The organism is Rhodococcus mengyinensis (assembly GCF_048381435.1).
Lineage (GTDB): Bacteria > Actinomycetota > Actinomycetes > Mycobacteriales > Mycobacteriaceae > Rhodococcus_F > Rhodococcus_F opacus_D.
Map to the genome: position 1 here is coordinate 18,270 of NZ_JBLWIT010000100.1, position 23,038 is coordinate 41,307.

A 23,038-nucleotide genomic window follows, 5' to 3' on the forward strand; every position below is an offset into this window, starting at 1 on the left:
TCAGTAGATCGTCGGTGCCACACCGCCGCCGTCGACCGTCAGCCTCGTCCCGGTCAGGTAGGACGCTGCTGGGCTGGCGAGGAAGCCGACGATCGAACCGATGTCGGCCGGGGTGCAGACGCGCCCGAAAGGACTCGCTGCGGCCGTCGAATCGAAACTCGACCCTTCGGACGAGCTGGCGCCCACCAGTCGGCGGCCCATGTCGGTCGCAACCAGACCCGGTGCCACTACGTTCACACGTACGCCGTGCTCCCGCTCCTCCAGTGCCAGCACCCGGCAGGCTGATTCGATGGCGCGCTTGGCCATCACGTACGGTCCGGTCGAGGGTGGGTGGTTGTCGGTGACCGCGCTCGACACGACCACGATGTCGCTTCGATCCTGTCCGCGCATCTGCGGCAGCAATTGTTGGATGAGGGCGATCGGTCCCCACGCGTGGACCGCCATGAGCCGCTCGAACTCCTCGGGCGGGGTATCGGCGATCGTCCGACCGGTGCTGGCGATTCCGGCGTTGCTGACGAACAGATCCACCGGTCCCAACTCGTCGTTCACCCGCGTCACGACCTCGGGCGCCGCAGCGGTATCCGCCACGTCGAGTCGGAGTGAGAGTCCCTCGGCGCCGGACTCACGGACTGTGGCGAGGACCTGCTCTGCGTCGTCGGGTCGGCGGTTGTAGGTAATCGCCACGTTCGCGCCGAGACGGGCGAGTTCGATGGCGATACCCGCGCCCACGCCCCGCGAGCCCCCGGTGATGAGCGCGACTCTGCCGGCCAATGCCCCTGTGGGTGGCTCGAACTCACCCGGATCGGCCAATTGCACGACCGATTGACTCACCTGTGGACCGTCCATTTCTCTCCCTTCTCGGCCCTGTCGCATTCCGCGACGAGACGACCGAGCAGTCTTTTGATGACTGACGACATGCCGATTTGCAACACTTTTCCGGTCGCGGACCAGCGCGGTTCGAAGTCGACCGACCAGGTAATACGCGTCCCGCCATCGGCTGCGGCTTCGGTGAACTGGATCATTCCCCGGTACCGGTCGAACAGGTACGGGCTCAGCATCGTGTAGGTCTGATGCCCCGCCGGATCCCAGTCGGTGACGAGTTCCCGGATCCACACCGGTGCCAGGCCCACCCGGCGGATGGAGCCCTTCCCGTACGCCTGGTCCGTGCCCCACTTCTCGCAGCGCGACTGCGCGAGGTACGGACGGGCCCAGCGCGCCCAGTGGTCGGAGTCGGCGACGGTGTCCGCCACGGTGGACAGCGATGCGGTTGTGAACGCCGAGTGGGAGAAGTCTTGCGTCCTGGTCATCGGATACCTCCCCGGCGCCAGGAGAACCGTGCACGCGTGAGCGCCTTGAGCGCGGGGATGGTGATCGCCGCGCGGTTCAACAGCATCCCGTTCAGTCCGGGCAGATCGGCGATCTTCGTCGAGATCGACTTCGTTCGACTGAACTCCAACAGGCCCTCGGCGCCGTGGATGCGCCCGTTGCCGCTCGCCCCCACTCCGCCGAACGGCAGGGCGGGGATGCTGACGAAGGCGAGTACCGAGTTGATCGACACCATCCCGCACCGCAATTTGTCGGCGATCCGCTGCCCGTTCTCACGCGAGAATACGGATGCCCCGAGGCCGAACTGCGTGCCGTTCGCCAGCGCGATGGCCTCCTCGATCGAGTCGACGACCTTGACAGTCACGGTGGGGCCGAATGTTTCCTCCTGCACGGCCGGGCCGTTCTCGTCGGTGTTGACGAGGACGATCGGGTCGATCAGCCGTCCGTTGATCCTCTCGATGGCGCCGAGCGGTGCCTGCGCGCCACCGGACACGGCCTCGTCGACGTGCCGACGGACGATGTCGGTCTGCGCTTCGAGCGTCATCGGCCCGTAGGTGCAGTCCCCGGAGACGCCTGCGTGCGCGCCGGTCAGCCGTGCGGTGAGTGCGGTGATGAATTCCGCCGCGATCGATTGGTGGACGTACACACGTTCCACGCCCACACAGGTCTGCCCGCCGTTGCTGAAGCCGCCCCACGCGGCGGCGTCTGCTGCCTTGCTCACGTCCGCGTCGGCGGCCACGACGAGTGCATCCTTGCCGCCGCACTCCATGACGACCGGCGTGAACGTTTCCGCGCAGGCCTTGCCGATGATGCGGCCGGTGCGCGGCGAGCCGGTGAACTCGAGTTTGTCGATCCCGGACGCAACCAGCGCGGCTCCGGTTTCACCCCTGCCGGTCACCAGGCTCAGCACCGCGGGATCGAGACCCGGATTTGCGCGGTGAAACGCGTCGACGAGTTCCCGGGCGACCGCTGTGGCGTACTCGCTGGGCTTGAGGACCACCGCATTGCCGGCCGCCAGCGCCGAGGCGATCGGCGCGATCGGCGCGAAAAGCGGGTAGTTCCATGGACTGATGACGCCGACGACGCCGTACGGTTCGTACTGGATTCGGGCCCGGTAGTTCGCCATCAGGATGCCCGAGCTCACACGGCGGGGAGTGAGCACACGCTTGGCGTTGCGCGCCGCCCAGTCGATGTGCTCGAGGGCGATGACCAGTTCCATGTAGGCGTCGTCGTGCGGCTTGCCGTTTTCGCGGTTGATCAGATCCGTCAGGTCGCGGCTGGACCGGGACAGCTCGCCCGCCCACGCCAGCAGCGCGCGGCGGCGCTGCGCGAACCCGAGCGCCGACCATTGCTCGCCCGCTGACCGCGCATCGGTCACCACCGCGGTGACCGCCGCCGGGTCCATATTCGGGAACCGGTCGATCAGGTCGCCGCCGGCCGGTTCGGTCGAGGCGAAAAACTCGGGGGTGCCCGATGCGCGCCGACCCACCTGCGCGGTCACCGCGACACTTTCGAGGCTGCGTACAGATCGTCGATGGCGTTGCCGTACTTCTCCGCGATGGGTCGGCGACGGAGCTTCATCGTCGGGGTGAGCTCGCTACCGCCGGGCATCCACACTTCGGCGATGATCGAGAAGCGCTTGATCTGCTCGATGCGGGCAAGCTGTGTGTTGGCGCGTTCGATCGCACCGTCGATCTCGGCCACGATGTCGGAATGTGCGACGACGGCCTCGAGGTCGCCGTCGGGCAGCCCCAGGGCCTTCGCCCGTGCGGCGGCCACCTCGGGGTCGAGCACGATCAGCGCGGTGATGAACGGCCGGCCGTCGCCGATCGCGACGGCCGAACCGATCAGCGGGCTTTCGCTCTTGATGGCGGCCTCGACGCGCTGGGGCGAAATGTTTTTGCCCGACGCGGTGACGATCAGCTCCTTTTTGCGGTCGACGATGCGGAGGTAGCCCTGGTCGTCGAGCTCGCCGATGTCTCCGGTGTGCAGCCAGCCATCGGAGTCGATCGTGTCGGCGGTACGAGCGGGATCGTTGTGGTAGCCCTGCATCTGGATCGGTCCGCGGACCAGCACCTCGCCGTCCTTGGCGATGTGGACCTCGACGCCGCGCAGGGGGCGGCCGACGGTGCCGGCTCGCTGTTGGCCGACGGGATTGATCGTGGCGACCGCACCGAGTTCGGTCATGCCCCAGACCTCGACGATCTGCAGTCCGATTGCCTCCATGAACAGCAGCACGTGCGGCGGAGTCGGTGCGGCCCCGACCACCAGCCACCGCAGGTGGGACAGGCCCAGTGCGGCGAGGATGCCGTCCAGCACCGGCTTGGCCTTCTCGTAATTCGCTGCCAGCTCCTCGGGCAGCTCGCCCGACTCGCGGCGGGTCAGCACCACCTGCTCACCGATCTCGAGCGCCCCGGTGATGGCCGAGCGTTTGGCCTCGTCCGGCTCCGCGGCGAACTTCGCCGACAGGCCCGCCACGATCTTCTCCAACACTCGGGGCACCGTCCCCCAGATCTCGGGCTGGATTGTCTGCAGTCCTGGCACCAACTGCTGCACGTCGGCGATGGTCACGACGTCGAGGCCGAAGGCCACACCGTTGTAGTGGGTGCCCCATCGCTGCGCAGCGTGCGCCATCGGCATCGCCGACGGCACGCGATCGCCCGGGCGCATCTCGAGTCGCTCGGCGGCGAGGAAGACGTCCGCGATCATCGAGCGGTGTGTCAGTTCGACGCCCTTCGGGGTGCCGGTCGTTCCCGAGGTGTAGATGAGAGTCAACACGTCGTCCGGGTGCACCGCGCGCCATGCGGCGTCGAAGTCGAGGTGTTCGGAACGATCGAGCTGGCCCAGAGCCAGGTATCCATCGCCGGGCTCGCCGGTGGACACCAGCGGAATGCGGCCTCCGGTTGCGGTCTGCAGCGTGGCTACGAATTTCGGCTCACACACCGCGACCTTGGGCGAGCAGTCATTAAGAATGTGCTCGATGTCCCTGGGGGGCGCCGTGTTGTAAACGGAGCAGGTGGCGGCACCGAGATGGACGGCGGCCAGGTCGATGATGTGGAACTCGGGTCGGTTCTCGAACATCATGAGCACGACGTCGCCCCGGCGGACGCCCAAACCGTGCAGGGCCGCGGCGACGTCGCGCACCGCGGTGCGATATTCGCTGTACGTGTAGGACTCGCTACCGTCCGGGGTGCTCAGCGCGCGCTGGTCCGGATAGTTGGTGACTGTGCGGTCGAAGACGCTACAGATGGTCTCGGTTTCGAAAGAGTTGTCATGATTGGTCATCGCGTCGCCGCTCCCGGGTCGAAGGGTTTCTACGGTGTGGTCGGGCCGAACCGAGGTCTCTCCGGACGGGCTCTGGTCCACGACAGCGAAGAGAGGTTGGCGGTCGTATTCGTGTGGTTTGAACTCCGCCGTGGCCCGCGCGTAGGACAGATGCGAGGCCGGCCACATGGCGGTGACCTTGCCACTCTCGTTCGTGTACCAACCAGGACAGCCGTCGGTGAACACGGTTTGTGTCATCTTGCCGTCGAGCCAGTCCTGGAAGATGGCATTCGTGTTGTCGCTGACCGCAATCCACTGCAGGCCGGCGTCCTCGCGATGTTCGAGAGCCTGACGGATGTAGCGCGCCTGCCGTTCGAGCAGGAACACGATTGTGTTGGTGATGCTGTTGGTATTGGGTCCGAACAGCATGAAGAAGTTCGGGAAGTTCGGCACGGTCATGCCCAGATACGCCGTGGCCGCGTTCGTCCACTCCTCGTGGAGGTCCCGGCCGCCGATGCCCTTGATGGTGATCGGGACCAGGAACTCGCTGGCCTTGAATCCGGTGCACCACACGATCACATCGGCATCGATATGCTGACCGTCGGCGGTGATGACGCCAGTGGCATCCACCTTGGACACGGCGGATCCGACGAGGTGCACGTCCTCGCGGCCGAGCGTCGGGTACCACTCGTTGGACAGCAGAAGCCGGTTGCACAGGAGCTTGTAGTCGGGAATCGCCGCGGAGACCTCGGCGGGATCCGAGAGGTTCTTCCTGATAGTCCGGATCAGCCACCACTCGGACAGCTTGCGCACCGGATTCGCCAGCCGGAGCACCAGCGGATAGCGGGACTCGTAGGCCAGGAACAGCAGGTTGTGATGCAAGGTCCGCAGGACGCCGGAGCGGCGCATGAGTGCGGTCTGCAGTTTGCCCGGTACCCGCCGGCTCTTCCACATGACCCAGTTGGGTGAGCGTTGCACGACGGTGAGGTCGGCGACCTCGTCCGCGATCGCGGGAACGAGCTGGACGGCACTGGCACCGCTGCCGACGACCACGACCCTTTTGTCCCGGAGATCGACGTCACTGCGCCACTCGGCGGAGTGGAACGACTCGCCGCGGAAGCTGTCGAGCCCGTCCACGGCCGGCATCTTGGGTCGGCTGAGCTGGCCGGTCGCCATGATCAGCACGTCGAACGTCTCGACCTCGCCCGACTCCACACCGACCGCCCAGGTTCCGGTCGTCTCGTCGAACTCCGCCGAGGTGACCTCGGTGTCGAAACGGATGTGCCGGGTCACGTCGAACTCGTCGGCGACGTGCTCGAGATAGGTGTGTATCTCCGACTGCTTCCCGAAGACCGCCGACCAGTCCGGTTTCAGCGCATAGGAGAAGGAGTAGATCGCCGACGGAACGTCACATGCTGCGCCGGGATACGTGTTGTCCCGCCACACACCGCCCACGGTGGATGCGCGCTCGAAGAGCGTGATGTTGTCGAAGCCTGCCCGCTTGAGTTCGATGGCTGCAGCGAGCCCACCAAACCCCGTCCCGACGATCGCAACAGAGGACGAAACACCCAGCTGCGGCATCGGGGATCGGTTCCGACGACTCTTGCTCATAAATGCCATCACACCCAGCCCGTTCGAATTTCAGTGGAAGGTATCGAGAGCAGCGGCGCCCTCTCGCATTGCATATTGGCACCCAACCTTGAGGAGCCAACTTCATCTTGCGCAACTTGCACACCTCGCGACTACGCATACTCCGGCGCGCTACCCAGGTCTCACTATGGTTCAGGTCACGTCGTTTGTCAAACATACACACAATTTGGCTGCTATAACTTCGCATATGCCATCATATTGCTCGATTTTAGGGATATTGCGTAGCCTCCTTGCCGTTGTTGGCCAAGCGGACGAGTAACAATGTTCACTGTGATGATGTCCAGCGGCGAGCGGAACCGAGTCCAAGGCAGGGAAGATCCCCTGAGATCACAACGTGCGGATTTTGCCCGCATCCAACCACCACTGCTGCCGAGTCGACCGCGGCACAGCACGCATCCAGACGCCCCCGGCACCCTTAGGGCGAACAACGGCAGCACCACAGCGGTTTCGGTCGACCAGCAACTCATCGACCACTTACTCGCCGATTGCCACGCCACCAACCGCCAGCTCGCGCAGCTCACCGGCATCAGCGAGTCCGCGGTGAGCATCAGGCTCAAGAAGCTGCTGTCTGCCGGCAGCCTCGTCTTCACCGCACTTATAGACTGGGAGATGGCCGGATTCGAGTGGTTCGTCATAGTGCGCATGCGCACTATGAACCGTGCACCCATCGACGTCGCGACCACGATCGGCGAGCTCGACAATTGCGAGGCCGTCGCGGTCGTCCTCGGAACGTATGACCTCGTCGCATACTTCTTGGTTCGCGATAGCACCGAACTGCACGAACTGATCAACCGCGACCTTCCGTCGATCGCCGGGGTCGCCGAAATCGTGACCGACATCGCCACTGAAACGGCAGTAACAACTCGCGGCCGACAGTTCTTCATGGTCCAAAACGCGCCCCCGATCCGCCTGCCCGCCCCCGCCCTCGATGTCGACGACCTCGACATCGCCGTTATCCAGGCTCTCGTGACCGACAGTCGCCAGTCGTCGCGGGCGATCGCGCGCAACCTCGGTGTCGCAGAGGGGACGATTCGAGCGCGAATCGACAGACTGGACAGAGGCGGACTGTGTCGAATCGTAGCAATGGCCGAGCCGATATCAATGGGATACGCGGGCGTCATCGCCAATGTTTCTCTGACTGTAGACCGCACCGCACTCGGTTCCATCCGCGAGAAGCTCCTCGCGATGCCGGAAACAGTGTTCCTAGCGACGACGATCGGGCCGGCGGCACTCATCTTGACGCTGACAGCGGACGATCAACATCAACTTCTTGAACTCGTCGCGCGCGACATCCGAGCGATCCCTGGCGTGAATGGCACGGAAACGCTCCCCATGATGGACGTGGTGCGCTTCAGTCCCTACCTCAAGCGGCTGCCATAGGGTGCCAACAATGCACACCCTGACCACATCCCTGTCCCGTCAGCCGAGGCCCCGAAAGCTCGACACCATACTCAGTCTCGGCATTCCGGGCTCGCGCGGGCCTCGAACGACGAGGTGTTCGCCTGAGACACCTAACGCCGCTTCCTCCGGGTGTTCGGCGCTGGCACCGCCCGAGACGTTGGGAGCACCCGGGCCGGGAGAGGTGCAACGCCGCGCGGGTTCACACCGTCAGGCATCGACGGCAGACGCCGCGCAGATCGATCTCGACCGGACATCCACACCGCACCCGCACGCCGGCCATCGACCCAACAGGATACGACCGCACGAGGTCGGGTCATCGAAGAACGGGACGTGCCCACACCCGCGGAGAAGCAGGTGCCGCGCCGTCGGTAGCGCATGCCTGGCCCGACGGGCCTGGGTGCGGTACGGCAGAAGCAGATCGCGGCCGCCCCACACGCACGTCACCGGCGTCGATGTCAGCGCGCCAGGTTCGCCGAAAACATACTGCCCGAACGCATCGCACACGGCATCGAAGGCCGGTGCCGACAAAAACGCCTTCGAGTCGGCAATCACCGTCTCCCGGTCCAACGAGGCCGGTTTGCCGTAAAAGAGCCCTGCCGCAGAAGCCCTGCCCACGGCCGCGCGCGCCAGAACCGGAAGCGCCGGTTGCACAGACGGGCCGACGCGTCGAAACAATCGGAGCGAGAATTGACACCACGTCAACCCGGACGTGCCCCAGAATCCGATCGGTGCAAACGCGGTCACCGACCGGGCCAGTCCTCGCTTGCCCAACTCGAACGCGATCGCTCCACCGAGGGAATTGCCCGCGACATGCGGCCGCCCGATTCCCTGCTCAGCACAGAACTTAACTAACGCGTCCGTGTATCCCTCAATTGTAGGCACAACATCCCCGAGCGGAGTTCCATTGAAGCCGGGCAAATCAACCGCGAACGTGTTGCGTTCGCTACGCACTGCCGGTATCACCGGATCCCATACCTCACGCCTGCTCCCGATCCCGTGGATCAATAGCAGCGGCTCACCCTTTCCGTCGCGGGTGAAACAGATGGTCTCAGCACTCACAGCCGCTCCTCGGCTCGACACTGCGTCGAGCATCGGTCTTCAGTTGACTGAATGTCAACATTACGCTGGTTGTCACCGGGGTTGAACTAGTGCCGATCGGACCGAGCGACGCATCCCGCGTTCAAGGTCCAATCGCTCAGGCGTATGCGCTGTCTGGGATTGCCCACAATGCGCATCATATGCCGAGTCATGCTCTGCGTTTCAGACGAAGCGAGCGTGAACCGTGGTCGCCGTGTGCGAAAAGACCAGGCGCGACAGACACCGAGCGCGCCGAGCCGTGCAAACTCGACCTGCTCACTCGGGTTCGTTCACCTCTCGCCTCGGACCGGGTCGACCACCTATCTTGGAACGCAGGACGCACTTCCGCGTCGACACGTCAATGCGTTGCGGCATCTAGCCATATTGTCCCTGGTGGGACGCCCGTTCCGGGCTGAAAATGGTGTGGTGGGCGCCCGTCGACGCCGTCCCCCTATGGTTCTTCGAGGTCGTCATCTAGCCGGGCGTTGGGGATCACGCCGTGGGCCCTTCACTGTTGCCGTTGATTGTCGAGCACGAGGATTAGATTCCGTTTCACCCCGGTGACCCCCACGGGCGACCACCCTGATCAATCGGTGTGTGCGCCGGTGAGGAGAGAACGACGATGCTGGTGGAATCGCACGACGAGGAACAGATCATCGCCCGGGTCGCCGCCTCGATATCGGCAAGGCGGAGGTGGTGTGCTGCGTCCGGATCCCGGCAGAGCCTGGACGCAAGAAACGGTTGCAGGAGGTGTCCACGCATTCGACGATGACCCGGGCGTTGACCGAGCTCGCGAATCATCTGGGCGAGTTGGGTATCGAGCGGGTGGTGATGGAGGCGACGTCGGATTATTGGAAACCGGTGTTCTATCTTTTGGAGGCGCACGGGCTCGATCCGTGGCTGGTCAATGCCCGCGACGTCAAACACCTGCCCGGTAGGCCCAAAACCGATGTCCTCGACGCGGTCTGATTGTGCAAGGTCGCCGAACGGCAGATGCTGAGACCCAGCTTCGTGCCACCCTGGCCGATCCGCCGGCTGCGGGACCTGACCCGCTACCGCACCGATCTGGTCGGGGCGCGCACGGCGGAGAAGAACCGGGTCGAAAAACTCCTCGAATGTGCCTGCATCAAACTCTCCGTCGTGGCCTCCGACATCTTCGGGGTCTCCGGACGCGCGATGATGGACGCGTTGATCGCCGGCGAACGGGACCCGAAGGTGCTCGCCCAGCTGGCGCGGTCGAGGATGCGGGCCAAGATCGCCCGGCTCGAGGAGGCCTTCAACGGGCACTTCGACAACCACCACGGGTTCCTCCTGGCCCGGATGCTGGGCCGGATCGACGCGATCGACGCCGACATCGCCGCGGTCGACGAGCAGATCGAGGCGCAGCTGGCCCCTTTCGGAACGGCGGCGGTGCGCCTGGATGAGATCCCCGGTATCGGTCCCGTTGCCGCCGCCGCCATTCTCGCCGAGGTCGGGGTGGACATGTCCCGGTTCCCGACCGCCGGGCACCTGTGTTCGTGGGCGAAATTTTCCCCCTGGATCAATTCCTCGGCCGACAAGCCCAAGGGCAACGGCTCCACCGGGCACGGCAACCGCTACCTCGCCGGGCCCTCGGTGAGGTCGCCGTCATGGCCGGCAGGACCGATACGTTCCTCGGTGCCCGGTACCGGCGGATCGCCAGACGGCGCGGCAAGAAACGGGCCATCGTCGCCATCGGCCGGTCCATCCTGGTCATCGTCTGGCACCTGCTCCAAAACACCCGGATACCCGTTTCCACGATCTCGGTGCCGACCACTTCACCCGTCACCTCAACCCGGACACGAAGAAACGCAATCACATCCGTCAACTCGAAGCCCTTGGCTACACCGTCACCCTGACCTCGCCGCCTGACCCACACAACACCACCACGACCTTCCCGGCTCCGCTGCGCTCCGCCGGGAGATGGCACGTGCCGACATCAGCGGCAAGGTCACCATATTTTCGTATCAGCAAATCATTGAGTGCAGATCCGGCACCTTCGTTCGGCGGGTGCCGTATCAGTGGTCGAACGGACCGTGGTGTTGNCTCCGCCTGCGGCGGTGGCAACACCACCTCACCGATCTATTCGTATCGTTCGCCGCTCAGCGCCTTCTCTACGAGGCTGGCCGGGGGCTCGAAGCGGGGTCCGTATGCCTGCGCCAGCTTTCTGGCTCGTGCGACGAAGCCTGCCGGTCCGCCTTCGTACCCGTTGATGTACTGCATCACGCCACCGGTCCAGGCCGGGAAGCCGATGCCGAAGATCGAGCCGATGTTCGCATCGGGCACCGACCGGAGGACACCCTCGTCGAAGCATTTGACGGTGTCAATCGCCTCAGCGAAGAGCATCCGCTCCTTCATGTCCTCGAACGGGATCTCGTACCCGTCTTTGGTGAAGTGCTCCTCGAGTCCGGGCCAGATTCCGGTGCGTTTGCCGTCTGCATAGGCGTAGAAGCCGCCGCCCGTCGAGCGTCCCTTGCGGTCGAACTCGTCGATGAGTCGGTCGACGACTGCCTCGGAACCGTGCTCCTGCCATTCGATTCCGTCGGCCAATGCCGCAGCCTTGGTTTCTTCACGGATCTTGCGCGGCAGGGTCAGGGTCAGCTCGTCGTACAGCTGCAGCGGAGCGGCCGGGTAGCCGGCCTGCAGACCGGCCTGCTCGATCGACGCCGGGTTGATCCCCTCCCCCACCATGGCGATGGCCTCGTCGAGGAACTTGCCGATGACGCGGCTGGTGAAGAATCCGCGGCTGTCGTTGACCACGATCGGGGTCTTGCGGATCTGCTGCGCGATGTCGATTGCCTTGGCCAGCGTGGCGTCGCTGGTCTGGTCGCCGACGATGATCTCGAGCAGGTTCATCTTGTCGACGGGCGAGAAGAAGTGCAGTCCGATGAAATCGGCGGGACGGCTGACACCGCCCGCGAGTCCACTGATCGGCAGGGTGGACGTGTTCGATCCGAGCACCGCATCCGGCGCCACGAACTGCTCGATCTCTTTGAACACCTTGGCCTTGAGCGCGGGATCCTCGAAGACGGCTTCGATGACCAGATCGGCTCCCGCAGCATCCTCGGCCTTGTCGGTCGGATGGATCTTCGCGAGCAGAGCGTCGGCGATCTCGCGAGTCATCGTGCCGCGACCCACCGCCTTGTCGACGATCTTCGCCGAGTAGTTCTTGCCGCGTTCGGCGGACTCGGGCGTCACGTCCTTCAAGACGACGTCGATACCCGCTTTGGCACACACGTGTGCGATTCCGGCACCCATCATTCCGGCGCCGAGAACGACGGCCTTCTTGACGACGTGCATGGGGTAGCCGTCCGGGCGCGAACCACCGGAGTTGATGTGCTGCAGGTCGAAGAAGAACGCCTTGATCATGTTCTTCGTGACCTGACCGGTGGCGAGCTCGGTGAGGTAGCGAGACTCGATCGTCGACGCTGTGTCGAAGTCGACCTGCGATCCTTCGACGGCCGCCGCCAGGATTGCTATGGGCGCGGGCAGGTTGGCGCCTCGGGTTTGCTTGCGCAGGTTGGCCGGAATCGCGGGCAGGTTCGCGGCGAACGCGGGCGAGGCGGGGGTGCCGCCGGGGATCTTGTATCCCTTGGTGTCCCACGGCTGTGCGGACTCGGGATTGGCCGCAATCCATTCCACCGCCTTCGCAAGTAGGTCGTCGGCGGTGTCGACGACCTCGTCGACGAGACCGACCTCGAGGGCGCGCTGCGCGGTGTACCGCTGCCCCGGCAGCAGCACCTTGGTCAGAGCGTTGGTGATGCCGAGCAGACGGACGGAGCGGGTGACACCGCCGCCGCCGGGGAGCAGGCCGAGCCCGACCTCCGGCAACCCGATCTGCATGCCCTTAACATCAAGGGCGATGCGATGGTGACACGCGAGCGCGATCTCCAGCCCGCCGCCGAGAGCGGCGCCATTGATCGCTGCGACGACCGGCTTGCCCAGCTTCTCGAGCCGGCGCAGGTCGGCCTTGATGGCCTCGGCGGTCCGGAAGAAGGTCTCGGCGTCCTCGGGCTGGACAGCCAGCAGGTCGTTGAGGTCCCCGCCGGCGAAGAAGGTCTTCTTTGCGGAGGTCAGCACGACGCCCGCGATGGAGTCTCGTTCCGCTTCCAGTCGATCGACCGTGGCCTTCATCGACGCGATGTACGCGGCGTTCATTGTGTTCGCCGATTGATTCGGATCATCGATGGTGAGGACGACGATGCCGTCCTCCCGCGAATCCCATCGGATGATGTTCTGCTCAGTCATAGGTTCGCTTTCTTTGCTGTACCTGAAGTTGTCACACGCGTTCGATGAGGGTGGCGACGCCCATGCCGCCGCCGATGCAGAGGGTGATGACCGCCCGACGTGCGTCGCGGCGCTCGAGTTCGTCGACCATCGTGCCTACGATCATGGCTCCGGTCGCTCCGAGCGGGTGACCCATCGCGATGGCACCTCCGTTGACGTTGAGCTTCTCGTCCGGGATCTGCAGATCCTTCTGGAACTTGAGCACCACCGACGCGAAGGCCTCGTTGATCTCGAAGAGATCGATGTCGTCGACCGTGAGCCCGGTGTGCGCCAACAACTTCTGCGTTGCCGGTGTCGGTCCGGTCAGCATGATCGTCGGGTCCGCACCCGACGTCGCGGTGGCGACGACACGCGCCCGCGGCGTCAGACCGAGATCGGCTCCAGCCTGCTCACTGCCGATCAGAACCAGCGCAGCGCCGTCGACGATCCCGGAGCTGTTGCCGCCGTGGTGTACGTGGTGGATCTTCTCGACGTTGTGGTACTTCTGCTGAGCCACGGCGTCGAATCCGCCGAGCTCACCTGCCGCCGCGAACGAGGGTTTGAGCTTGCCCAGGCCCTCCAGGGTGCTGTCGGGTCGCATGTGCTCATCGTGGTCGAGCACGATGACACCGTTCTGGTCTCGAACCGGAATCACCGACTTGGCGAAGTAGCCGCCCGACCATGCCTTCGCTGCGAGTTCCTGCGAGCGAAGCGCGTACGAATCGACGTCCTCCCGCGAGAACCCTTCGATCGTGGCGATCAGATCGGCGCCGATGCCCTGCGGCACGAAGTAGGTGGCGAAGTTGGTCGCCGGGTCGAGCGCCCACGCGCCGCCGTCCGAGCCCATCGGAACCCGCGACATCGACTCGACGCCACCACCGATGACCAGCTGCTCGAACCCGGAACGCACCTTCTGCGTGGCGATGTTCACAGCCTCGAGACCGGATGCGCAGAAGCGGTTCAGCTGGAACCCCGCCACGGTGACGGGGAGTCCCGCGGCCAGAGCGGCCGTACGCGCGATACACGATCCCTGATCACCGACCGGTGATACCACACCGAGGACGACGTCCTCGATCGTAGCCGGATCGAGACTCGGGTTCCGCGTACGCAATTCGTCGATCAGGCCGACGACCAGCGACACCGGCTTCGTGCCGTGCAGCGAGCCCGTGGCCTTACCGCGACCACGGGGGGTCCGGATCGCGTCGTAGATGAATGCCTCAGTTGTCACGCTCGTGTTGTCCTTTCAGGGATGGTTCTCAGAGGGTCCGCGCGATCAGTTCTTTCATCACTTCGTTCGCTCCGGCGTAGATGCGCTGCACGCGCGCGTCGGTGTACATCCGTGCGATCGGGTACTCGGTGATGTAGCCGTAGCCGCCGAACAGCTGCAGACACCGGTCCACGACGACGCCCTGCTGGTCCGTGAGCCAGTACTTCGCCATCGCCGCCGTGGCCACGTCCAGCTCTCCGCGCAGGTGCTTCTCGATGCACTCGTCGAGAAAACTGCGTCCCACGCGCGCGATGGTGGCGCACTCGGCCAGTTCGAAGCGGGTGTTCTGCAGTTCGAACAGCGGCTTCCCGAAGACTTCGCGCTCCTTGGTGTACGTGACGGCCAGGTCAACCGCGCGTTCCATGGCCGTGACCGCGGCGATGGCACAGATCAGACGCTCCTGCGGCAGCTGGGACATCAGCTGCTTGAATCCCTTGCCCTCGTCGGGCCCCAGGAGGTTCGCGGCCGGAACCCGCATGCCGTCGAAGGACAGCTCGGTCGTGTCCTGACCCTTCTGGCCGATCTTTTCCAGAATGCGGCCACGGGTGAAGCCGGGGGTCTCATCGTCCACTTCGGCGACGAGCAGCGAGACACCCGCCGCGCGCGCGTTCGGATCGGTCTTGGCTGCGATGACGATGAGGTCGGCGTTGTGTCCGTTCGAGATGAAGGTTTTCGAGCCGGAGATCACGTAGTCGTCACCATCGCGCACCGCGCGGGTGGTGATGCGCTGCAGATCGGATCCGGTTCCAGGTTCGGTCATGGCGATCGCCGCGACCCACTCACCGCTCGCGAGCTTCGGCAGCCATCGCAGCTTCTGTTCCTCGGAGCCATAGGTGAGCAGGTAGTGCGGAACGATCCCGGCGTGAACACCCAGGTGGAGGGAATTGTCGCCGCCGAACACCTGCTCGGAGAACAGCACTGCCTCGTGTGCGAAGGTGCCGCCGCCGCCGCCGTACTGCTCCGGCACCGACATGCACAGCAGACCCAGATCACCGGCGCGGCGGTAGAGGTCCTTGTCCGGATAGCCCTGTTTGGCGAAGCGCTGCTGGTGCGGCTCGACCTCCTTGGCGAAGTACGACCGGGCGAGGTCGGCCACCGCCTCCAGTTCGTCGTCCATCCATGCAGGGCGAATACTTCCCGATGCACGTGTCGCGGCCATATTGACCTCCTGATCTTCTATTTCTGCAGTTCAGAGTGATGCGGTGCCACCATAATGAACTTCTTGTTGACAGGTTGTCAACTGATCGTCATGCTCGATGCGAGCCAAAGGAGGACTCGCGAGTGCGCGACTACGACGAAATTGCCTATACGATCGACGGCCCTGTCGGAGCCATATCCCTCAACCGACCCCAGGCCCGAAACGGCTATACCGTGCAGATGTCCGACGAACTGGCGGATGCCTTCACCCGGGCGGATGACGACGACAACGTCCGGGCCGTCGTCTTCTCCGGAGAAGGTTCCGACTTCTGCGTGGGAGCAGACCTGTCCGGGGGATCGTTCGACACATCGGGCCGCGACGAACTGGATGAGACGTTCCTCGAACCTGCTGGACGGTGCTCTATGCAGATCTTCGGCATGAATAAGCCGGTCATCGCGGCGATCCAGGGCGCCGCCGTAGGCGCCGGCTCGAGCATCATCCTGTCCTGCGACTACCGGCTCGCCGCGGACGACGCCCGTTTCGGCTTCGTGTTCACCCGCCGCGGCATCGTGCCGGAGGGTGCCTCGACTTGGTTTCTCCCCCGCCTCGTCGGACTGCCTACAGCATTGGACTGGATGATCTCGGGTCGCGTCTTCGCAGCGGACGAAGCGCACGCGGCCGGTTTGGTGTCGGAAGTACACCCGCGAGAGTGCCTCCTCGGCCGCGCGCACACACTCGCCCGCGAGTTGGCTGCCACTACCGCCCCCGTCTCGGTTGCCATCACACGGCAGATGCTCTATCGCATGAGTCCGCAGCCCGCACCGTTCGCGACGCAGAAGCTCGACTCGAAACTCATCGCCAACGTCTTGACCACACCCGACGCCGCCGAAGGCGTCAATTCCTTTCTCGAGCGTCGACCAGCGAGCTTCCCTGGCCGAGTCAGCATAGATCTTCCCGATTTCCTTCCGTGGGAGAGCGATTCGTCCGAATTCGATGAGGAACCACGCAAGTCGAACGAGGGACGGACCGCAGGGGTTCCTCTCGAACGCCTGCCAGCAGAACAGTGATGATGTGAGCCGTGAAAAGTTCAGATTCAGACCTTCTTGCCCACATGCGGGTGTGGGCCCCTTACGGCGGCCCGAGACCAGATGATGTTCTCGTCCTGTTCGGCCTGACTCCCGAAAAGTTCCACCGAAGAATCACACGGTTGCTGACCTCCGCAGCGTCGGGCGAACTGACCTTCGATGACCGCCGGATGATCGAGGCTCTGTTGAGCAGATCCCAGACCTCGCCGGTTGTGAGTCAGTCCGCCGGCCATGACCGGCGGGGCGTCCAGCACAGCGGGACGAGATGACCGTGCTTGGCACCGCGGTCGCGCATCCGTGAGAGTGCCTGACCCACCATATGACAGGCACGCGCGGGCGGCTTCGAGACGACGCGGGAGTAGCTCCGTTACAGTCGACAGTGATGCGTCCGACAGTGATGCGTCGGCCAGATCGACGGCAGGCACGTGGCGACGTTCCTGCGGGCCATGCTGTGGTACGTGCGGGTCGGAACGGGTACGAAACCTCTTCGACGCACACGGCCCACAAAGCGCATGCGAAGGCCTGGACCTGCAACAGATGCTCGGATTCGGCCGCATCAGTGTCCACGACTGCACTTCCAGGCTGGACGAGTATCGAGCCCCTCGAAGTCGTCGATGGATACAGCGAACGGCAACGCGCGTACACCCGCTTCCCGGCTTTCTGCACCACGGCTTCCGCCGCTGCTCCCTCCCCGCGGTCGTGTATGAACGACCCACTGTCGTGGGCCAATCTCCTCGCGATTCCCGCACGGCGCCTGTCCCCAGCGCCACGCTATTCGCCAGCCGTTCTCGCACAGCTCCGCCTCCTGCGAAACGGGGCCACCCCACAGATCGGCGCTACCGACGACACCGCTGTGCGCGATGCAAGGGAGCGTTGGACTCAGGACGATCGCCGTGAGCACACCCTGGAACGAGAATCGCAGTCGACACAGGCACGAAGTCGACGACCCGCCGTACAGTCAAGCTGTCAACTGCGCGACGGGGGAGGAAGCGGGCACACATGAGGAAGAGGAATCAGGCAGAATCTGGGAAGCTCATCGAGCTGACGCCACCTCGAATCGACGGGGCATCGGCCGGTCGGCCCATGCTCGGGCCCGGCGCATCCTTCGAGCCTACTAGCTTGGATGAGCTGGACGCTTCGCTGATCGCCCTGCTCCTCGAAGATGGCCGGATGTCCAACCGCGAACTGGCCGCTGCAACCGGAACAACTAATGCCACCGCAGGGGCACGGGTCAAGCGACTCGTCCACGACCGCGTCCTCGTCTTCACCGTTCTTTTCGACTGGGAGGCAGCCGGATACGACTGGTTTGTCATCGCGAAAATCCACGTCGAAGGGCGGTCTCCGAATGATGTTGCGGACGACCTCGCTCAATTGCCGGCCTGTGAAGTCGTGGCAATCGTGTTCGGCGACGTCGAAGTGATCGCCTACTTCCTGGTAGCCAACCGCACCGAGCTGCACGAACTGATCGAAGAGCAGCTCGGGAAAATTCCCGGGATCGGTACGATGACGATGGATCTCGCCACCAAGTCAACCGTCACGGCGTTGGGAAGACAGTTCTTCCTTGCGCGCAACGCTCCCCCGATCCGGCTGCCCAACCCCGTCATAGAACTCGATGATCTGGACGGCTCGATCTTGCAGGAACTCGTCAACGACGGCAGGCAGTCCAGCCGGAACATCGCCCGACAGCTGGAGGTGTCCGAAGGCACGGTTCGTGCGCGGATACAGCGCATGGTGAGTGCGGGGTTGATGCGAGTAGTTGCGATGGTCGAGCCATTAGCTCTGGGGATGGTCGGCCTGATAGCGAATGTGGGTTTGAAGGTGGACCGCGACGCCATCGCCTCCGTCGCCTCCGTGGTCGGCAAACTTCCGCAGACCATGTTCATGGCCGTCACGGTCGGCAGCGTCGATATATCGATAGCAATCGCCGCCCGGGACCAACACGACATGCTCGATACCGTCCTCAACAAACTGCGGGCCCTCGAGGGCGTCCGGTCAACCGAGACACTGCAGATGATCGATGTCGTTCGGTTCGCCCCCTACCTCAAGCGACTCGAATAGCGGGCGGGCTTCAACCCGCCGAACCCGATCCAACCTCGGATTTCCCTGTCGGACTGGTCATTCCGATGTCGACCCCACCATTGCTCGCCCCACCATCACGAAAAGTTCCACACAGCGGTGGACGACTTGGTCGCGCGTGTAGGGAACGGCACCTCCCAACCACGCCGCCATGACCTCGGCGATGCCCGCGATGATCACCAGAAAGGCGAGGTGCGCTTCCGCGCCGTGGAGTTCCGCGCCCTCCCAGAACAGCCCTGCCTGCGGGGCGAGGGCGTCACTGACGGTCCGGGTCACTGCCACCCGCACCCGGCCGAGCACGTCGTCCTTCTGACTCTGAATTGTGATCTCGCTCAATCTCGGATCACCGACCAGTTCCTCGAACATGACGGTCACGGCCGCGCGCGCCCTTGCACGGGGATCGGCCGGCGCGTTCGCGACGGCCGCCAAGATCAATCGCGCTGCCCGCGTAGCCTCCTGGTCGAAAATCGCAGTCATCAGAGCATCGCGATCAGAGAAGTTCTCGTAGAAGTAGCGTTCGGTCAGGCCGGCGCGAGCGCACACCGCCGTCACCGTCAGTTTCGCGGTCCCTACCTCGGCGAGCAGGTCTAGTCCCGCCGCGAGCAGACGCTCGCGTCGGGCCGTCTGGCGCTGCTCCGCGCTCACCCCGCCGTATCCCCTCTTCGTGGTGGTCATCAGCCTCCCTTCCTAGACTAGGCAGCTTTCCTCGGATTCTCGCACACGACCCTTGTCATCTGACAGGATTCCTGTCAGAATTTGCCGATATGACCCAGACCACTCCGGGTCGCCACCGTGAGACACGAAATCAGAAGCGGTTCGACATCGTGTGCTGCCCCGCAGCGGCCGGAGAGATCCGCAGCCAACCCCGCCCCCTTCTCGAAGTTCAGAAACGGAGAACACATGCCGAACTTCGGCCACCGCAGCACATCTGGCGCGAAAGATCGCGTGATCGTCATCGGCGGCGGCCACAACGGGCTGACCGCCGCCTGCTACCTGGCCAAAGCGGGACTTCGGGTGACAGTCCTCGAGGCAGGACCAAGGATCGGCGGGATGACCTCGACGTACGCCGCACTGGAGGACTACCCGGACCATCTACTGAGCGCCGCCTCCATCGACGCGGTGTACTGGCGCGCATCATCGGTGGGGCACGATCTGAGCCTGGCGACATTCGGCCTGGACTTCGTCGAACACGATCCGGCGTGGGCGTGGCTCGGCCCGGACGGCGAGTCGTTGATCTTCCGTCAAGATGTCGATGCCACCGTTGCCGACATCGCCCGGTTCTCCTCCCGAGATGCCCAGACCTATCGCGATTTCGTCGTCGCGTCCCGTAAAGCGCTCGATATCCAGGATCTCTATGGGCGTGGACGGCCCACTCGTGTTGGTGCCGCGACGATCAAAGCCCTTGCGGCGGGGATGCGCGACCGCGCAACCCGCGATCTGCTCGGCGCAGCCCTCACCCGCTCCGCCGCCGAGGTGATCGACGGACTGTTCATCAGCCCGCAGATGCGCGGGGCGTTCGCCGCCATGGGGAACATCCTGGGATCGATCACGGTGGACGGCAGCGGGATCGCGGCGCTCGCGACAGCACCGTTGCACAAATACGGCGTCGGCCGCGCGATCGGCGGGATGCAAGCGATTCCGGACGCGCTACAGCGATGCCTTATCGCGAATTCCGGTGAAGTACGACTCAACAGCGAGGTCACGGGGATCGACGTCCGCGCGGGCTCAGTCGAAGGGACAGTCCTGGCGGACGGTCAGAGACTGGCCGCCGACTACGTCGTAGCCTCGTGCGCGCCGCAGATCACCGGCGCGCTCCTGGATCCGGAGCAAGTTGCCAAGGCATCCGTGCTGCGGGCCGCCCCGGCAAATGCTCTCAACATTGGCTGCTTCAAAGTCGACCTCGCCTTCGGCGGCCAGCTGACCGTTCCGCTGCACGAGCGTGCCGATGGCACGGACATGCGCAAGCCGACGATGATGTTCGGAACATTCGAGCAGGTGCTCGAGGCAGAGCGCCAGGCACGCCAAGGACAAGTACCGTCGAATCCGCCGTGGTGGGCAACGATCCTGTCCGCCACCGACCCGTCACAGGCGCCTGCGGGACAGGACGTGCTCTATCTCTACTCGCCGACACCGGTGCGACCCATCGACCCGTGGACGCAGCAGCGCGAACATGCCGCCGACACCTTGATTTCGGCAGCGTCGGAGGTCCTCGCGGGAATCAAGGAGTACGAGTTGGGTCGCGTGATCGAGACACCGGAGGACCTCGAACGCCGGTTGCACGCACCCAACGGCTGCATCTACCACGTCGACCAATCCGTCACACGGCTCGGCCCACTCCGTCCCGGGCTCGGCTGGGGTACTGGCGACCGGCAAGTGCGCGGACTCTTTCTGGGCGGGGCCGGAACGCATCCCAGTGGTGGGGTATCCGGAATCCCGGGGCAACTCGCCGCTCGCGCCATCCTCTCCACCAGATGACCTCGACTCTCACTGCTGCGAAATCCGACCACGAACACTCCTCGAGGAAGCAATGAAAACACTGCTCGCCGCGGCACCGTCATACCCGGTCCCACCCGCTGACCTGTCTGCCTCACAACCTGCGAGCATCGCGTTTCTCGCCATGTGCTCGCTCGTGATGATCGCCGCTATCGTATGGGTAGTCAGGTTGGCGCTCCGAGGCGAAACACTCGGCATGTATTTCCTTGCCGGCGGACTCCTGATGGCGGGCCTCGAACCGTACTTCGACTATCTCGGCCTGCTCTGGTTCGCCGACGACAACGTAGCAATCGCCATCAATCTGTTCGGACGGCACATCCCGCTCGCTGTGGTTCTGGGATACTCTTTCTTCTTCGGACTGCAGTCCTACATCCTCTACCGTGCAATTCTGCTCGGCAAGAATGCGAAGTTCTTTCTGTACTTCTACGTCTTCGCATGGTTGTTCGACCTATTCCTCCAGGCGATCGGCCGAGCATTCGGCCTTTACCAGTACTACGGCCAGCAACCGTTCCTGATCGTCGGCGTTCCCGCATGGTGGTTCTCCATCGACGCCGTCATGCCGATCCTCGGTGCGTTCGTCCTGTTCAGCCTTCGAGACCGGCTGGTCGGATGGGGAAAATTGCTCGTCATCCCGATCCTCCCGGCGCTCTACGCCGCATTGAACGGTGCGGCCGGAGTCCCGGTCTTCACCGCCTTGAACAGCAACTTCGATCCCACGCTCAACGGCAATAGTTCCACCGCCCTGTTGTGGCTCGGCGGAACACTCACCATCGGACTCGCGTGGTTCATCCTGTGGCTGCTGATCGGGGAGATCGGCAAAGCGCAGAAGCGTGCCGGCATCGACAACAGCGGGAAGATCAAAGTGTCGGAAGTACTTCTGGCGAAGGTCGGTATCGGTCTCGGAGACAGGCCGATTGAGGACAAGACACTGGAAGACCCCGAGTTCGTCACGGCCACGGACTCATAGGCCCCTCCCTCGACGTCCCCCTTGAGAAAATTTTCAGGTTTGCCGTCGATGCTGCACCACCCATCCAAACCGAATACGAGGCGACGGACCGTCGCTCTCACCGCCTGTAGAAACGTTCAACACGCATCCAATCGAAAATTTGATGCAGCTAATGCGACGCGGGCAAAACTGAAAGGAAAAATTGGACAGCTACAGCTCCATTTTGATGCATGATTCTCATGCGCGGGCGCAAACTATGGCCTGGGGCGACAATTCGATTCGGGAGTGTCCGATTAACGACAGGGAGTCTCCGCCCAGGCTCACGAACGAGCTGTCGTCGGTGACGTGTGGGCAGCGGAGGATGTCGTCGAGGACACCGACACCGCTGAATCCTTCGAACTGCCCGGCGCCGACCTGTCCGGCGAAGAACTCACCGTCCGCGTCCTCCCCAAGCAGGCCGACGAATTCACCTGCACCAGTTGCTTCCTCGTCCACCACCGCAGCCGTCTCGCCGACGCTGCGCAGCTGACCTGCCGCGACTGCGCCTGAAAACGAGGACTCGGACGTCTCCACACCGGCAACCGTGCACTCCCTGCGGGGCCATCTCCCGACCGGGTTCCCGCCCGCCGCCGTCTCCCGCACACTCAATCCGCCGGCACGGCGGCCTGACCCACGCCTTCCACGGGCGTGTCGAGGGCTCGGCGATGAACGCGGTGGGGCGGGCGGGGCTCTAATACTGCAACGGCACTTATGGGAAGTGTCCGCGACGTCGGTAGTGGGAGGTGCGGGCCTGGTGTTGTCGGCGCCGTCGCCACTTCGACCAGGACCAGATGTGCTCGTCCGGGTGGGCGTGTCGCAGGATCAGTTGCACGAGCAGGCGGCGGATCTCGGGTAGCGTGTACGCGATCATGCCCTGATCTTCGATCCCGATTCCCCTTTTATCGCTTCGGTTTTCGTCCCGGCGAGCCAGGCGAGGGCGAGCATCGACAAGGTGATGTGGGCGTACCAGGCCCGGTAGGTGCGTACCTGGT

At 64.2% G+C, this 23,038-nt stretch carries 17 protein-coding genes and 2 pseudogenes; 8 read left to right on the top strand and 11 right to left on the bottom strand.

Annotated elements, in window-relative coordinates; all coding sequences use genetic code 11:
- The 4 genes from ACNJ7E_RS19290 to ACNJ7E_RS19305 are packed head-to-tail and all read right to left on the bottom strand — an operon-like array spanning window position 1 to window position 6,201.
- Window positions 1–831 (bottom strand): SDR family NAD(P)-dependent oxidoreductase, encoded by an 831-nt coding sequence (locus ACNJ7E_RS19290; RefSeq protein ID WP_418340722.1) that lies wholly within the window; start codon window positions 829–831, stop codon window positions 1–3.
- The gene (locus ACNJ7E_RS19295; protein WP_418340723.1) at window positions 828–1,307 is read right to left on the bottom strand and encodes an SRPBCC family protein; all 480 of its coding nucleotides are present in this window, start codon (window positions 1,305–1,307) and stop codon (window positions 828–830) included. The genes ACNJ7E_RS19290 and ACNJ7E_RS19295 overlap by 4 nt, the downstream gene beginning before the upstream one ends.
- Window positions 1,304–2,827, bottom strand: coding sequence for an aldehyde dehydrogenase family protein (locus ACNJ7E_RS19300; RefSeq protein ID WP_418340724.1), 1,524 nt, complete (start codon window positions 2,825–2,827; stop codon window positions 1,304–1,306). The genes ACNJ7E_RS19295 and ACNJ7E_RS19300 overlap by 4 nt, the downstream gene beginning before the upstream one ends.
- Window positions 2,824–6,201: an AMP-binding protein gene (locus tag ACNJ7E_RS19305; RefSeq protein ID WP_418340725.1), complete on the bottom strand. Its 3,378-nt coding sequence runs from the start codon at window positions 6,199–6,201 to the stop codon at window positions 2,824–2,826. The genes ACNJ7E_RS19300 and ACNJ7E_RS19305 overlap by 4 nt, the downstream gene beginning before the upstream one ends.
- Window positions 6,202–6,513: 312 nt before the next feature.
- On the opposite strand from ACNJ7E_RS19305, the gene ACNJ7E_RS19310 reads away from it, so the two are divergent.
- Window positions 6,514–7,620: an Lrp/AsnC family transcriptional regulator gene (locus ACNJ7E_RS19310; RefSeq protein WP_418340737.1), complete on the top strand. Its 1,107-nt coding sequence runs from the start codon at window positions 6,514–6,516 to the stop codon at window positions 7,618–7,620.
- 228 nt (window positions 7,621–7,848) lie between these two features.
- On the opposite strand, the gene ACNJ7E_RS19315 is transcribed toward ACNJ7E_RS19310, so the two are convergent.
- Window positions 7,849–8,700, bottom strand: a complete 852-nt coding sequence (locus ACNJ7E_RS19315) for an alpha/beta fold hydrolase (protein ID WP_418340726.1) — start codon at window positions 8,698–8,700, stop codon at window positions 7,849–7,851.
- A gap of 714 nt (window positions 8,701–9,414) precedes the next feature.
- On the opposite strand from ACNJ7E_RS19315, the gene ACNJ7E_RS19320 reads away from it, so the two are divergent.
- Both ACNJ7E_RS19320 and ACNJ7E_RS19325 read left to right on the top strand, forming a co-directional pair.
- Window positions 9,415–9,687, top strand: a complete 273-nt coding sequence (locus ACNJ7E_RS19320) for an IS110 family transposase (RefSeq protein ID WP_418340727.1) — start codon at window positions 9,415–9,417, stop codon at window positions 9,685–9,687.
- Between the two features lie 24 nt (window positions 9,688–9,711).
- The gene (locus ACNJ7E_RS19325; protein WP_418340728.1) at window positions 9,712–10,608 is read left to right on the top strand and encodes a transposase; all 897 of its coding nucleotides are present in this window, start codon (window positions 9,712–9,714) and stop codon (window positions 10,606–10,608) included.
- A gap of 210 nt (window positions 10,609–10,818) precedes the next feature.
- Here the strand turns inward: ACNJ7E_RS19325 and ACNJ7E_RS19330 are convergent, their stop codons facing one another.
- From ACNJ7E_RS19330 to ACNJ7E_RS19340, 3 genes are read right to left on the bottom strand one after another with little or no spacing between them, the layout of a single operon-like run.
- Window positions 10,819–12,984 carry a 3-hydroxyacyl-CoA dehydrogenase NAD-binding domain-containing protein gene (locus tag ACNJ7E_RS19330; RefSeq protein WP_418340729.1) on the bottom strand — a complete coding sequence of 722 codons (2,166 nt, stop codon included), beginning with the start codon at window positions 12,982–12,984 and terminating at the stop codon, window positions 10,819–10,821.
- Between the two features lie 31 nt (window positions 12,985–13,015).
- Window positions 13,016–14,230 (bottom strand): acetyl-CoA C-acetyltransferase, encoded by a 1,215-nt coding sequence (locus tag ACNJ7E_RS19335; RefSeq protein ID WP_418340730.1) that lies wholly within the window; start codon window positions 14,228–14,230, stop codon window positions 13,016–13,018.
- 28 nt (window positions 14,231–14,258) lie between these two features.
- The gene (locus ACNJ7E_RS19340) at window positions 14,259–15,386 is read right to left on the bottom strand and encodes an acyl-CoA dehydrogenase family protein (protein ID WP_418340731.1); all 1,128 of its coding nucleotides are present in this window, start codon (window positions 15,384–15,386) and stop codon (window positions 14,259–14,261) included.
- A gap of 164 nt (window positions 15,387–15,550) precedes the next feature.
- On the opposite strand from ACNJ7E_RS19340, the gene ACNJ7E_RS19345 reads away from it, so the two are divergent.
- Together ACNJ7E_RS19345 and ACNJ7E_RS19350 are read left to right on the top strand one after the other, a co-directional pair.
- A complete protein-coding gene (locus ACNJ7E_RS19345) occupies window positions 15,551–16,474 on the top strand; it encodes an enoyl-CoA hydratase-related protein (RefSeq protein ID WP_418340732.1) in 924 nt (307 codons plus the stop codon).
- A gap of 1,137 nt (window positions 16,475–17,611) precedes the next feature.
- Complete coding sequence (locus ACNJ7E_RS19350) at window positions 17,612–18,550, top strand: Lrp/AsnC family transcriptional regulator (RefSeq protein WP_418340733.1); 939 nt, start codon at window positions 17,612–17,614, stop codon at window positions 18,548–18,550.
- A gap of 57 nt (window positions 18,551–18,607) precedes the next feature.
- Here ACNJ7E_RS19350 and ACNJ7E_RS19355 read toward each other — a convergent pair whose 3' ends face one another.
- Window positions 18,608–19,243, bottom strand: coding sequence for a TetR/AcrR family transcriptional regulator (locus tag ACNJ7E_RS19355; protein ID WP_418340734.1), 636 nt, complete (start codon window positions 19,241–19,243; stop codon window positions 18,608–18,610).
- A 225-nt stretch (window positions 19,244–19,468) separates the two neighbouring features.
- Here ACNJ7E_RS19355 and ACNJ7E_RS19360 point away from each other — a divergent pair, with 225 nt between their 5' ends.
- The 3 genes and pseudogenes from ACNJ7E_RS19360 to ACNJ7E_RS19370 all read left to right on the top strand — a co-directional run.
- Window positions 19,469–21,043, top strand: a complete 1,575-nt coding sequence (locus ACNJ7E_RS19360; protein ID WP_418340735.1) for a phytoene desaturase family protein — start codon at window positions 19,469–19,471, stop codon at window positions 21,041–21,043.
- A 214-nt stretch (window positions 21,044–21,257) separates the two neighbouring features.
- Window positions 21,258–22,028 (top strand): hypothetical protein, encoded by a 771-nt coding sequence (locus ACNJ7E_RS19365; protein ID WP_418340736.1) that lies wholly within the window; start codon window positions 21,258–21,260, stop codon window positions 22,026–22,028.
- Window positions 22,029–22,373: 345 nt separating this feature from the next.
- Window positions 22,374–22,556: pseudogene (locus ACNJ7E_RS19370) on the top strand (DUF4193 family protein); the annotation flags it as partial.
- Between the two features lie 199 nt (window positions 22,557–22,755).
- Here ACNJ7E_RS19370 and ACNJ7E_RS19375 read toward each other — a convergent pair.
- Both ACNJ7E_RS19375 and ACNJ7E_RS19380 read right to left on the bottom strand, forming a co-directional pair.
- Entirely contained in the window at window positions 22,756–22,917 is a 162-nt protein-coding gene (locus ACNJ7E_RS19375; RefSeq protein WP_418339497.1) for a hypothetical protein, read from the bottom strand.
- Window positions 22,914–23,038: pseudogene (locus ACNJ7E_RS19380) on the bottom strand (IS701 family transposase); the annotation flags it as partial. The pseudogene ACNJ7E_RS19380 and the gene ACNJ7E_RS19375, both read right to left, overlap by 4 nt.